The organism is Chryseolinea lacunae (assembly GCF_016735595.1).
GTDB classification, from domain to species: Bacteria; Bacteroidota; Bacteroidia; order Cytophagales; family Cyclobacteriaceae; genus Chryseolinea; species Chryseolinea lacunae.
Genome location: NZ_JAERRB010000001.1, coordinates 630,859 through 642,685, shown reverse-complemented (window position 1 = coordinate 642,685; position 11,827 = coordinate 630,859). Strand labels below are relative to the sequence as shown.

The 11,827-nt window shown below is 51.4% G+C and carries 12 protein-coding genes; 7 read left to right on the top strand and 5 right to left on the bottom strand.

The window, feature by feature from the left end; translation table 11 throughout:
• Positions 1-64: 64 nt before the first annotated feature.
• The 3 genes from JI741_RS02410 to JI741_RS02400 all read right to left on the bottom strand — a co-directional run bounded on the left by JI741_RS02410 (position 65) and on the right by JI741_RS02400 (position 1,571).
• Complete coding sequence (locus tag JI741_RS02410; protein ID WP_236675841.1) at positions 65-910, bottom strand: alpha/beta hydrolase; 846 nt, start codon at positions 908-910, stop codon at positions 65-67.
• 73 nt (positions 911-983) lie between these two features.
• Positions 984-1,244, bottom strand: coding sequence for a helix-turn-helix domain-containing protein (locus JI741_RS02405; protein ID WP_202007033.1), 261 nt, complete (start codon positions 1,242-1,244; stop codon positions 984-986).
• Positions 1,245-1,424: 180 nt separating this feature from the next.
• Positions 1,425-1,571 carry a hypothetical protein gene (locus tag JI741_RS02400; protein WP_202007032.1) on the bottom strand — a complete coding sequence of 49 codons (147 nt, stop codon included), beginning with the start codon at positions 1,569-1,571 and terminating at the stop codon, positions 1,425-1,427.
• A gap of 112 nt (positions 1,572-1,683) precedes the next feature.
• Between JI741_RS02400 and JI741_RS02395 the strand changes: the two genes are divergently transcribed.
• The gene (locus JI741_RS02395; protein WP_202007031.1) at positions 1,684-2,019 is read left to right on the top strand and encodes a TfoX/Sxy family protein; all 336 of its coding nucleotides are present in this window, start codon (positions 1,684-1,686) and stop codon (positions 2,017-2,019) included.
• 45 nt (positions 2,020-2,064) lie between these two features.
• On the opposite strand, the gene JI741_RS02390 is transcribed toward JI741_RS02395, so the two are convergent.
• Positions 2,065-3,084, bottom strand: a complete 1,020-nt coding sequence (locus JI741_RS02390; protein WP_202007029.1) for a phosphotransferase enzyme family protein — start codon at positions 3,082-3,084, stop codon at positions 2,065-2,067.
• A 164-nt stretch (positions 3,085-3,248) separates the two neighbouring features.
• On the opposite strand from JI741_RS02390, the gene JI741_RS02385 reads away from it, so the two are divergent.
• The 6 genes from JI741_RS02385 to JI741_RS02360 all read left to right on the top strand — a co-directional run bounded on the left by JI741_RS02385 (position 3,249) and on the right by JI741_RS02360 (position 11,136).
• Entirely contained in the window at positions 3,249-4,319 is a 1,071-nt protein-coding gene (locus JI741_RS02385) for a winged helix DNA-binding domain-containing protein (RefSeq protein WP_202007027.1), read from the top strand.
• A gap of 149 nt (positions 4,320-4,468) precedes the next feature.
• The gene (locus JI741_RS02380; protein WP_202007025.1) at positions 4,469-6,901 is read left to right on the top strand and encodes an ABC transporter permease; all 2,433 of its coding nucleotides are present in this window, start codon (positions 4,469-4,471) and stop codon (positions 6,899-6,901) included.
• A gap of 186 nt (positions 6,902-7,087) precedes the next feature.
• A complete protein-coding gene (locus JI741_RS02375) occupies positions 7,088-9,460 on the top strand; it encodes an ABC transporter permease (protein ID WP_202007024.1) in 2,373 nt (790 codons plus the stop codon).
• Between the two features lie 143 nt (positions 9,461-9,603).
• Positions 9,604-9,936, top strand: coding sequence for a DUF6958 family protein (locus JI741_RS02370; protein WP_202007022.1), 333 nt, complete (start codon positions 9,604-9,606; stop codon positions 9,934-9,936).
• A gap of 154 nt (positions 9,937-10,090) precedes the next feature.
• Positions 10,091-10,573, top strand: a complete 483-nt coding sequence (locus tag JI741_RS02365; RefSeq protein WP_202007020.1) for a DinB family protein — start codon at positions 10,091-10,093, stop codon at positions 10,571-10,573.
• Between the two features lie 122 nt (positions 10,574-10,695).
• Positions 10,696-11,136 carry an ester cyclase gene (locus JI741_RS02360; protein ID WP_202007018.1) on the top strand — a complete coding sequence of 147 codons (441 nt, stop codon included), beginning with the start codon at positions 10,696-10,698 and terminating at the stop codon, positions 11,134-11,136.
• Positions 11,137-11,149: 13 nt separating this feature from the next.
• Here the strand turns inward: JI741_RS02360 and JI741_RS02355 are convergent, their stop codons facing one another.
• Positions 11,150-11,734: a TetR/AcrR family transcriptional regulator gene (locus tag JI741_RS02355; RefSeq protein ID WP_202007016.1), complete on the bottom strand. Its 585-nt coding sequence runs from the start codon at positions 11,732-11,734 to the stop codon at positions 11,150-11,152.
• Positions 11,735-11,827 lie beyond the last annotated feature (93 nt).

Genomic DNA, 11,827 nt, shown 5'->3' with positions numbered 1-11,827 from the left:
TGAAGATCAAAAAAATATCCGGCGATGAACCGGATATTTTTTTTTGATAGAGAACGTGTGATCATTACTTGGTAAGCAATCCCAGCCCTTCCATCCATGTGCCAAGCAAGTCGATCCAATGGTCGGAGGGAAGATTTTGTTTGCGCATGCCGAAGCCGTGTCCGCCTTTGGCAAGCATGTGGAGTTCGGTTGATTTTTTTACGGCCATCCAGTCGTTGTACAAACGAACGCTGTGAGGTGCAAGACCGAGCTGATCGTCGGATGCTGCGAGGATGAACATGGGCGGTGCATCGGCCGGTACTTCTTTTTTATTGACCCAGTCATAGGCCAGATAAATCGGGGCAACAAAATCGGGACGGCTCTCGGGCGTGTAGTTAAAGGCAGTTGATGCCGTGACGGTGCCGCCGGCAGAGAAACCGATGATGCCGATGCGGCTTGTGTTGATGCCATATTCGGCGGCGTGCTTGCGAACATAGGCAATGGCTGCGCTGCCATCGGCTGCGGCAAGTTTCACAACGGGCTTCACATCCGTGTCCATCTGTGGTCCTTTGGCCATGAGTTCTTTCGTGGGGTCGTCTGTTTTGCATTCTACCAGCCGGTATTTCAAAACGAAGCACGTAACACCTTTTGCCGTCAACCACTTCGCCACGTCAAAGCCTTCGCTATCGATCGACAGGGCATGAAAGCCACCGCCGGGGCAAATAACCATCGCCGTGCCGTTGGGTTTGGCTGGTGTGAACACGGTGAGGGTTGGATTCACTACATTGTAGACAATGCGGGTCTGCCACATATTGTTGTTGTTTTCTTTTTCCTGTTGCTTCCAGTTTTCTGAACCGGGCGCTGGTCCATCGTAGAGTCGAATCACTTTTTGTTGGGCGTAGGCGCTGAGGGAAAGCAGGACAAGAAGCATTGTAAACGTATTTTTCATAGGCGTTTGGATTTTGTTGTGTACAATATACACAATAAAAGCCCTGACTGAAAAATTACTTTGAAAGTGCGAACTTCAACGTCGGCCGGCCTCGTCCCTTTGCGGTGTCGGCGGGAACTTCCATGAGGAAGCCACGGCGGGTGAGCATGATGAGAAAGTTTTGGACGGTAGGTTTGCTAATGTAGACATCGCGTTGCAGCATGGCGTCAAAGATGGCCTGGATGGAAAAGGCTTCTTCCTGTGCCAGAATAATCTCCAGCATGTTTCTGCGCAGATCACTACTGATAAGTTCTGACAAGACGGGTGGTATTACCATAACGATCCTTCTTTAACGACATTCAGAATAGTTAAAGATAGACGGTTAACATATGCTGGCGTCGGGATAAAAAGCGGTTTTAATACTTGCGTATGTACCGCTGGCAATGTGAAGGAATGCAGACCGCAATTTTATGTGCGTCTTCATTTTCAGAATGTTGACCGGGAAAGTGAAGTCAGGTCAATCGAGTGAGTTCACCGTCACCCAATAGCGAAAAGCGACAAAAGCTTTATCGATTTTGGATAACCGGTTAATGTCGCGTCGGCTATAGCGGGGCAGAATCACCTTGTTGATGCGGGCCAGCACTTTGAAAAATGATTTTTTCATCGTCACGAAGGTAAAGATTTCAAGCGAATCGAAAACGGAATTGTGTTCATCGGAACATGGAAACCCCGGATACGGTGTTCACGTTGTATTTATCATCCCTAAAAAAAACACCATGGCCTATAGTGAAAAGCTTGCCGACAAAGTGCGTGAAGCCCTTGTCGATCAAAAGAAAGTAGATGAGAAAGTGATGTTTAACGGCGTCTGCTTCATGGTGAACAAGAAGATGTGCATCTGTGTGGGCGCCGATGAATTGATGTTCCGTGTGGGCCCCGATGCCTACGAAGAAGCCCTGGAACAACCGGGCTGCCGGGCCATGATTCATGGCAAGCGAGTGATGAAGGGCTTTGTGTTTGTGAGCGAAGATGGTATCCGCTCCAAAAAGCAGTTTGACTATTGGGTCGGGCTGGCGTTGGCATTCAACAAAGTGGCGAAGGCCTCGAAGAAGTGACGATGCAAAAAAACGAGCGGATTAAACGGGGGCGAGTGGTTTACGTTAGGTTGAATAGGTTAGCGGAAAGGATTGAAAACACTGACGGTAGTGTTGAATAGTGGCGGTTCGCTCGCGAAGGTAGCGGGGTCCCATGAAGGTGTTGGACCAGTCGTCGAAGTTTTCGCACTGGAATCCTAAGTAAAACAACCAGAACATGACACCCAGTGCCGGAATGGCAAGAAGCTCGTTGTCGGAGAGCGGCCGATATTGACGATAGTTCCGAACCAGCGTATGAAAGGCCGAAGCGGCTTCTTCCTGCGTGATCTTTTTGTGCACCATGTGGAAATAAAGGTGTATCGAAAAAGCCGCCAGATCGTTGGCAAGAAATCCCCACCCAGCGAAATCAAAGTCAAACAGGGTGATGTTGTCGTGTTCGTCGAAGTGAAAATTTTTCGGGAGATAGTCATAGTGGCAATAGCCTTGACCGAACGTGTCTGATCCGAGTTCTTCCAGTGTTTTGGTGGCGTATGCTGCTTCGGCGACCAGGGCGGCGTGGCCTTCCGGGAAGTCGCGAAAAAATGGTTTGACGACCTCCAGGGGTTGGGTTAGGGTGGTGTGGAGGGTGTAGGCCTTTCGCGCGAAGGGTAGGGTTAGGGTGGCGGTGATGTTGTGAATGAAGGCCATCTCATGGCCCAGCACCGTCAGTTGGTTGGGGGTTAGGTCGTAAACGTTTTTGCCCGGGGCGAATTTGAACAGCACTCCGTGCCGTGTTCCTTCGGCGGCAGACAATGCCTGCACAGTCTGGCCCTGGGCATCGGCCACAACGCCCGCTACTTTTGCTCCTTTTTGCGTGAGTGCCTCAAGCAATGCCACTTCTCCTTTTATTTCGGTGAGCGAGCGATGCGCATCGCGGTAGAGTTTGAAGATGTATTTTTCATTCGGGCATTCTATAACGTAGGTGTCGCTTACACCTCGTAGCAAATAACGGCAGGCCAGCACGTTTAACGCATAGCGTTGCGCGAGGTAGTCTTTTAAGGCTTTGGATGAGAGGGTAGAGTATTGGGTGGGAAAGATTTCGGGCATGCTGCAAAAATAACAGATTCATTCGACACACCTTCGGTTGGCAACGCCTTCGTGTGCGAAAATCTGAAGAGACCATCCGAAGTCACAACGATATGTCTTAACTTTCATCTTGTAAAATCAAAAAGATTCACCGCCCTTACTGGGCTGAACAACCCAACACGCTTATGAAGCATGCCGACATCGCCCGCCTTCGCTTGCACCAACAGCAGATTTCACATCACGCATTTTCAAAACCCGAAGATGTGGTGCAATGGCTGGGCACTGTGCAGGCACAAGACTATCTGCAGTCGCTGTGGGCCGTAGGGCTGCGCCTGAAAAATGGAACGGAGAAAAGCGTGGAGGATGCCCTGGCAAAGAAGACCATTGTGCGTACCTGGCCTTTGCGGGGCACGCTGCACTATGTGATGCCGGAAGATGTGCGCTGGATGCTGAACTATCTTGCGCCACGCGTAGTGACCAAACATGCCAGTGTTTTCAGAAAGGCTGAGCTGGACACCAAGGTGCTCACGCGCAGCATGAAGGTGTTGAGCAAAGGCATGGAGGGAAACCAGCAACTCACGCGACAGGAAGTATACGGCATACTGACCAACGCTAAAATCAATATCGACGAGCAACGCGGCCTTCACATTCTGGTCTATGTCGCACTGCAAGGCCTCATCTGTGTGGCGCCCCGCAAAGGCAAGCAACCCACGTTCACCCTGATGGACGAATGGATACCTGCCACTGCAAAAATTCCCTCACGCGATGAGGCACTGGCGCAGCTGGCAAAGCGCTATTTCACAAGTCATGGCCCCGCCACGGTGGCCGACTTTGCGTGGTGGGCGGGCCTGACACTGGCCGAGGCAAAAAAACATTTGGAAGACGTGAAAACATCGTTCGAGACCGTCATTGTCGACGGAGAAACATACTGGTTTGCACCGTTGCCCAACAAGGTGAAACATGTGGGCGATGCCGTCTATTTTCTTCCTCCTTACGATGAGTATACAGTGGCCTACAAAGACCGCAGCATTGTGCTGGACGAAGCACATGCCGCGGCTGCCGGCAATGGAATCTTCAGCCCCGTTGTTATTGCCGACCAGCGTATTGCCGGCACGTGGAAACGCACGTTGGAAAAAGATCGCGTCACCATCACCCCAACCCTGCTCGTGCCCTTATCCAAATCGAAAAAGGAGAGTTTGCTGACGGCTGCCAAGCACTATGGAAAATTTTTGGGGATGACATCCCGGCTGCTCTAATCGGCGAAGTCGTGTCAACATCAGACACAAGCCGACCGCCAGCGAACATCTTTTTGAAGCCGTGCTCACGTGAAGGGGCGTTACCTCGTTTGAAACCGCGTTCTTCCCATTGGCACGTTTTTGTATTATCTTCATCCTAAACCTACGCTATGCTGAAGCACTACATCCTTATTTCCTGGCGCAACATTGTCCGAAACAAGTTCTATTCTGTGCTGCTCACCCTCGGCCTGGCCGTGGGCATAGCGGCCTCGTTGATGCTGGGTTTGTATGCCTATGACGAGCTGAGCTACGACAATTTTCATGAGAAAAAAGACCGTATCTATTTGGTAGGTGTCGATAGCAAGTCGGATCAGGAGGAAGGTCGCACGGGATGGACCACGCCACCCACCGGGCCGGCCCTGAAAGAATTCTATCCCGAGATCGAAGCTTCTGCCCGGTTGTGTTTCTGGTTCGAAGATGTGATGGTGCGCCGTGGCGAACGTCAGCACGCAGAAGATCACATTCTTGGAGCCGACTCTACCGTCTTCGATATCTTTACCATTCCTTTTCTGAAAGGCAATCCGAAAACGGCACTGAAAGAGCCCAACGCGGTGGTCATCACCGAATCGACAGCCCGCAAATATTTTGGAGACGAAAACCCGATTGGACAAACGCTGAACTTTGAGACGTTCTTTAGCGAATGCAAGGTGACGGGTGTTGTGAAAGACTATCCCCCCAACGGTCACTTCACATTCGACATGCTGGTGTCGCTCAGCTCATTCAAATCCATCAATTTTGATTTCACCGACAGCTGGAACAATCACACGTTCAGCACCTATGTGTTGTTGAATAAAAACGCATCCATTGACCAGGTGGAAAGTGGATTGCCAAAATTTGTCAAAGCCTACTACGAGCCTTTTCTGGTGAAGAAGTTTAAAAAGACATATGCAGAAACCTATGCGGGGACCGATCGGTATGCCTTCTTCTTTATGCCGTTGGCCGAGGTGCATCTGAGCACGATGATTTTCGAGAATCAGGAGGGTAAACAAACGTTGATCTACGCCCTGATTGGTATAGCGGCCATCATCCTGTTGCTGGTGTGCATCAACTATACCAACCTGGCCACGGCGTTGTCGTTGCAGCGAACAAAGGAAGTAGGCATCCGGAAGGTGTCGGGTAGCCGCGGCGTTATGTTGTTTAAACAGTTCCTCACCGAGTCGGTTTTGGTGGCGCTCATCGGGTTGCTGGTGGGCATTGGTTTGCTGGAGCTGGGGCTGCCGTTATTTAATGTGGTGGCCGACAAAAATATTCACCTTTCCTATACAAACCCCGTATTTGTGCTGGGGCTTGTGGGCTTTGCCGTACTGCTGGGGGTGGTGTCCGGAATTTATCCGGCGCTCACGTTTGCCTCGTTCAATCCCATTCGCGCGCTGAAGGGCCGTGTGATGATTCGCGGCAACCACGAATGGCTGCGCAACGGGCTTGTCATCTTTCAATTTTCCATCTGTGTGGCCATGGTGGTTTGCACGCTGGTGGCCTATCGCCAGCTGGCTTATATGACCAGCCGAAACCTGGGCTTTGCAAAAGATCACCTCGTGGTGCTGAAGCGCCCGCAGGGACTCGGTGAAAACCGGCAGGCCTTCAAGAACGAACTGTTGAAACAGTCGGGCGTGTTGAACGTGAGCTTCACCAACACCACGCCCGGCCGCCACTTCGACGGACACGGACAACATTTTGCGGGCACTGACGCCGACGATTTTTATACGGTTTTTCCGTTGGTTGCCGACGCCGACATTCTGGAAACGCTTTCGCTGAAACTGGTTGCCGGAAAAGGATATACCGCAGACGGCACAGAAAAATCACAAGCCATTCTGAACGAAGCCGCCGTGAAGGCCCTGCACCTCGACGATCCATTGCAGACTATCATTGACAATGGCACGCTTGGGAAAAAAGATGTGAACGTGGTCGGCGTGGTAAAGGATTTTCATTTCAAATCGTTCCATCATGCCATTGAACCTTTAGTGCTCTATTTCCCGAATGGCGACATGCGCAAAATGGAGAACGAGGCTACGTATATTCTCGTGAAAATCGAGGGAAGCGATGTAGCCGGTACGTTGCAGGGTATCGAGCAAACGTGGAAGCGCTTGTCGAACGGCTATGTATTCGACTATTCTTTTCTGGATCAGGATTTTAATCGACTTTTTGCCCGCGAGCAAACCACGGCCAAGATCTACTCGGCGTTTTCAATTCTGGCCGTGCTCATCGCGTCGGTTGGGTTATTGGGATTGGCCTCGTTTTTTACCGCCCTTCGCACCAAAGAGATCGGGGTTCGAAAAGTATTGGGCGCCTCGGTGCTGAATATCGCTACATTGCTGTCGCGCGATTTTGTGCGCTGGATTGTGGTGGCCATTGTGGCCGGGTCGGCCGTTTCGTATTATTTGGTAGAGCAATGGTTGAGCAACTTTGCCTATCGCGCATCACTGAGCTGGTGGATATTTGCACTCGCCGGCGTGGCAGTGCTTTTCATCACGGGCCTGGCGTTGAGCGGTCATATTATCAGGGCAGCAAAAGGAAATCCTACCGAGGCATTGCGCAGCGAGTAAGCTTTAACACGCCGCAACCCAAACCGGCCAACCCGAATGCGTCGTAAATGGAATCGTATGGAATCGAACAACGACGTTTCAAAACCGACCAACACAATGACCGGATAAGCGGAAAGCAACGCATGGAGAACGTTCTTCGGGTTTGGCACGATTGTGTTGCATGGCGAAGCGTCAACACCCCATGATATGCTCATCAATCATCTGAAAATTGCTTTTCGAAACATCACCCGAAATCCTTCCTACGCCTTCATTAACATAGGGGGCTTAGCGCTGGGCATGTCCTGTGTGATTATCCTGTTTGCGCTGGTGAAACATCACCTGAACTTCGAAAATTTTCATAGCGACGGCGATCGCGTCTACAGGGTGGTGACCGAGCAACACCGCGATGAGGTGACGTATACGGCCCACGTGCCGAACCCGTTCGGCAAAGTGTTCCGCGACGACTATACGTTTGGAGAAAAAGTGGCGCGTCAGGTCATCTTCGATCACACGCTGGTGGCCGTGGACGAACAAGGGGAGGCAAAGAAATTCAAAGACGATCTGGCGTTTGCCGAAGAAGAATTCTTCGACATCTTCAACTTCCCTGTGCTGCACGGCGCAACCAGGCTTCACGAACCCAACACAGCGTTCATCACCGAACGTCTTGCCCGGAAATATTTTGGCGATGACAACCCGCTCTCAAAAACATTGCGTCTCAACAACCTTATCGACGTGAAGATCGTCGGCATTCTGAAAGACATTCCGGAAAACACCGATTTGCAGGTTGAACTTTTTGTGGCGTATGGCAGCCTGAAACGATATGACGAATGGATGGCCAGCGACGACTCGTGGGGTGGAATATCCAGCTCGATGAGTTGTTTTGTTCGCCTTCGTCCCGGTGTGGCGCCGGCTCAGGTTGAGGCAGCATTGCCGGCCCTGGTCAAAAAATATCGGCCCACGCACAAGAATGTGCATGTATACAGGCTACAGCCATTGCACGACATGCACTACAACGCGCGCTTTGGTGGCCCCATGGAAAAACGCGACCTGTGGGTGTTGTCGTTTGTTGGTTTTTTTCTGCTGGTCACCGCCTGTGTGAACTTTGTAAATCTCGCTACGGCCCAGGCGTTAAACCGCGCGCACGAAGTGGGCGTGCGAAAAGTGCTTGGCAGCATGAGGGCGCAACTGTTTTGGCAATTCATGACCGAGACGAGTTGCGTTGTGGTGCTGGCCATGGTCATTGCCATCAGTCTTGCTGCGGCGATGTTGCCCACGATCAATCTATCGTTTGGATCGCGTATGGCGCTCGACTTTGGTACGGATGGAGGACTGCAGTTGTTCGTTCCGGTGTTGGCCGTGTTGGTCACGTTTATTGCGGGTGCCTACCCAGGCCTGCTCTTGTCGGGCTACCGGCCGGCCATGGCACTGAAGGGCAAGCTTTCCAGTTTGCATGCCGGTGGTTTCAACTTGCGCCGCTCGCTCATTGTGATGCAGTTCACGATATCGCAGGTGCTTGTCATTGGGCTGATTGTGGTAGTGTATCAAATGCGCTATGCCACGAAAGGCGATATCGGTTTTGCAAAGGATGCGATTGTGATGGTGCCCATCGGATCGCAGGATACGCGAAACACACTTCGAAACGAACTTGCACGCGTTCCGGGAGTTGAACAAATCTCGCAGTGTTATGATGCGCCGGCATCTGACATGTCGTGGCGCACCACCATGGTGTATGAAGGGCGCACGGAGCCGGAAGACTTTGCCATCACCTTCCGCGGTGCCGACGATCAATATGTGAACCTTTTCAACCTGACCCTGGTGGCGGGCCGCAACCTTGAGCCTTCCGACACGGTGCGTGAGTTTCTCGTGAACGAAACTCTTGTTCAAAAGCTCAACCTAAGTTCGCCCGAAGCCATCCTGGGCACGGTGATCTCGGCCGACGGAGGAGACTACAAGGCCAGGGTGGTGGGCGTGGTGAAGGATTTTCACGACCGAACTTTTCACGAAGATGTCAGCCCGATGTTCTTCTCAACTGCCGGCGACATGTTCAATTTTTATGCGCTGAAGGTGAAAATCGCTGACCTGGGGCGGACAATAGCGGCCATCGACAAGGTGTGGTCGGCGCAGTATCCCAATCAGATTTTTGAGTATCAGTTTCTAGACGAAAAAATAGCGGGCTTCTATCAAACCGAGGAGACGTTGTTGAAGCTTATCCAGGTGTTTGCCGGCATAGCCATCGCCATCGGTTGCATGGGGCTGTATGGTCTGGTGTCGTTCATGGCCAACCAGAAGACAAAAGAGATCGGTATCCGCAAAGTGTTGGGCGGAACGGTGACACACATCCTCTGGATTTTTGGACGCGAGTTTTCAGCGCTGGTTGTATTTTCATTTGTCATTGCCGGGCCCATAGCCTGGTGGTTGATGCATGCATGGCTTCAGGATTTCAAATACGCCGTGGCGCTTGAACCCTGGATTTTTATGCTGGCCTTTGCGGTGACGGTTGTTATCGCTTTGTTAACGGTAGGTTACCAATCCATGAAAGCGGCCGCGATGAATCCGGCAACGTCGCTGAAGACAGAGTGACCGCTCATCATTTTTCTCATCGCAGAAATTGGGCGTTTGGTAGCATTTTAGGACGTAATCGTTTTCAGAAGGAAGCCACTGGGCTATTCGTTATACCTGCGGTAGCCTGGTTTACGTTTACATACCATAACTTTGCTACTTGTATGGAAGATGAACCGGAGCGCACGATCACCACGTTGAGACCTGATGGTAAAAAGGGTTTCACGATGAAGAAACACTACTACGAATCGTTGTCGATGTATATTCTGTCAAAGGTGAGTTCGGAAGAAAACCTCACGTTGCCCCAGCTACTGGAATATGCCCAGCGCGATTTGCCCTGCGATTCTGAGAGCATGAAGAGCTGGTATATCTTGCAGGTGAAGCTCGACCTTGAAGCCCGCGACCTTATTCGTCTTGCCAAATTGCCTTACGACCCGCGCTCGTTCTTTTTGAAAGTGACGCGCAAAGGCAAGAAGCACTTCCCTGCGGTGCTATAGTCCATTGCCAAAACAGCTTTAATCACGCCGGGCAAACGTTTGCCATCATAAAAAAAATATTCTTCCTTCTCCAGGATGTGTAACAAACTTTTTTAGCAAAAATCCGGTTGGCATTCGCAGGCAGTATTTGTCTGCTTACTTAACCACCACTCTCATGACATCCGAACAATTACTTTTGGAATTGACACTCAATGCCTGGAAGGGGCAACTAAAAAGAGCCGATCAGCTTTTTGCCGGCTTCACCGACGAACAGCTTCAGGCCGAAATTGCACCGGGCAAAAACTCAGGGCAGTATTTACTCGGCCATCTCACGGCCACACACGACCGCCTTTTCGAACTGCTCGACCTGGGCGCCAGACTCCATCCTGAACTGGATGCACCGTTCCTCTCCAACCCCGACAAGTCCGGACTTCCACAACCCACCGTGGCCGAGCTGAGGCAATACTGGAGCGACGTGAATGCGAAACTTGCCGATCACCTGGCCAAGCTCCTTCCGTCAGAATGGTTGCAACGGCATACCCAGGTGTCGCCCGAGGACTTTAAGAAAGAACCTCATCGCAATAAGCTTAACGTGCTTATCAGCCGCACGAACCATGTGGCCTACCACCTGGGCCAGTTGGTGTGGTTGAGGAAATAAACGGCGATCATACATTTCACAAGGCATCGTTCTTCACCGGAGAGCGATGCCGGTTTTTTTTTAGCTGCCAAGCGAAACCGAACGGCAGCGGAATTTATTAACCACCCTAATTCAGACAACACATGGAATCACAGCTCGAAAAAAACAAAGCCATCGTGCGCCGCTTCAACACAGAGATCATCGAACAGGCCAACGCAGAAACCTTTAGAGCGATCATGCACAAAGACTTTATCAATCACACGGCCGCGCCGGGTGTCGACAAAGGATCGGCAGGTATCTGGCACACGTTCGAAAATGTGTTGCGTCCCGCATTTTCGGGATTGAAAGTAACGATCTACGATCAGATTGCAGAGGGCGACAAAGTGACGACGCGCAAAACCATCAGCGGGAAACACACCGGTACATTTATGGGGGCACCTGCCACCCAGGAAGATGTGGTCATCAACGTCATGGACATTGTGACCATAAAGGACGGACAGTATTTCGAACACTGGGGCGTAAACACTATGCTGTATATAGCTACGGTGCTGGCCAGGAAGGCCGAGGAGTTGAAAGGTCAGTAAACGCCCGAAGGGTTTAGGGGGTAAGCGTTTGCAGCGTCACGCGGATGATGTCGTCTATCACTTTTTTGTCAGCGTCCGATTTTCCGTAGACGCTGAGCCCCCATGAATTGTTCACCACAAAGCGCGCAAGTGCCCGCGCATTTTGGGTTGTTGTGATCTGGCCCATGTCCTGGCCTCGCTTCAGTGCACGATAGTAGGCGTCTTCCAGCGCCTGCCAGTTTTCTTTCACAATGGCGGCGATCTCCGGATCGTGCGGCGCCAATTCCACGCGTGTGTTCACCATGAAGCAACCACGGGCGTCTTTGTTTTGAAGACTGCTCTTTTGCGCGCGGATCAAAACTTCTTTGATGGCCTCCGGAATGCTGGTGGCGTTGTCCAGCAAATTCACGATGTCGTTTGTGCCCTTGGCGCGATAGTGCTCCAGGGCCCGGGTGAATAGCGTGTGTTTATCCACGAAGGTGTCATAGAGACTGGAGCGGCTCAGGCCCAGACCATCCACCAGCTCCTGCGCGGAGATACCGTTGTAGCCTTTCCTCCAAAAGAGGTCCATAGCCTTGTCCAGGACTTCTGTTTCATCGAATTCTTTTGTGCGTGCCATAAGCGTAGCGGTGAGCCCTAAAGATACACATTACGGAACCTATATTCCAAAATGGTATGGCAGGGATCACGTTTTTGAAACTATTATTTGGAA

What these genes read in the sequence shown, in the direction of transcription:
- JI741_RS02365 (WP_202007020.1), top strand. Translation starts at nt 10,091, where the DNA reads ATGACATCCGAACAATTACTTTTGGAATTGACACTCAATGCCTGGAAG.
- JI741_RS02380 (WP_202007025.1), top strand. Translation starts at nt 4,469, where the DNA reads ATGCTGAAGCACTACATCCTTATTTCCTGGCGCAACATTGTCCGAAAC.
- JI741_RS02370 (WP_202007022.1), top strand. Translation starts at nt 9,604, where the DNA reads ATGGAAGATGAACCGGAGCGCACGATCACCACGTTGAGACCTGATGGT.
- JI741_RS02385 (WP_202007027.1), top strand. Translation starts at nt 3,249, where the DNA reads ATGAAGCATGCCGACATCGCCCGCCTTCGCTTGCACCAACAGCAGATT.
- JI741_RS02395 (WP_202007031.1), top strand. Translation starts at nt 1,684, where the DNA reads ATGGCCTATAGTGAAAAGCTTGCCGACAAAGTGCGTGAAGCCCTTGTC.
- JI741_RS02410 (WP_236675841.1), bottom strand. Translation starts at nt 910, where the DNA reads ATGCTTCTTGTCCTGCTTTCCCTCAGCGCCTACGCCCAACAAAAAGTG.
- JI741_RS02360 (WP_202007018.1), top strand. Translation starts at nt 10,696, where the DNA reads ATGGAATCACAGCTCGAAAAAAACAAAGCCATCGTGCGCCGCTTCAAC.
- JI741_RS02390 (WP_202007029.1), bottom strand. Translation starts at nt 3,084, where the DNA reads ATGCCCGAAATCTTTCCCACCCAATACTCTACCCTCTCATCCAAAGCC.
- JI741_RS02405 (WP_202007033.1), bottom strand. Translation starts at nt 1,244, where the DNA reads ATGGTAATACCACCCGTCTTGTCAGAACTTATCAGTAGTGATCTGCGC.
- JI741_RS02400 (WP_202007032.1), bottom strand. Translation starts at nt 1,571, where the DNA reads ATGAAAAAATCATTTTTCAAAGTGCTGGCCCGCATCAACAAGGTGATT.
- JI741_RS02355 (WP_202007016.1), bottom strand. Translation starts at nt 11,734, where the DNA reads ATGGCACGCACAAAAGAATTCGATGAAACAGAAGTCCTGGACAAGGCT.
- JI741_RS02375 (WP_202007024.1), top strand. Translation starts at nt 7,088, where the DNA reads ATGCTCATCAATCATCTGAAAATTGCTTTTCGAAACATCACCCGAAAT.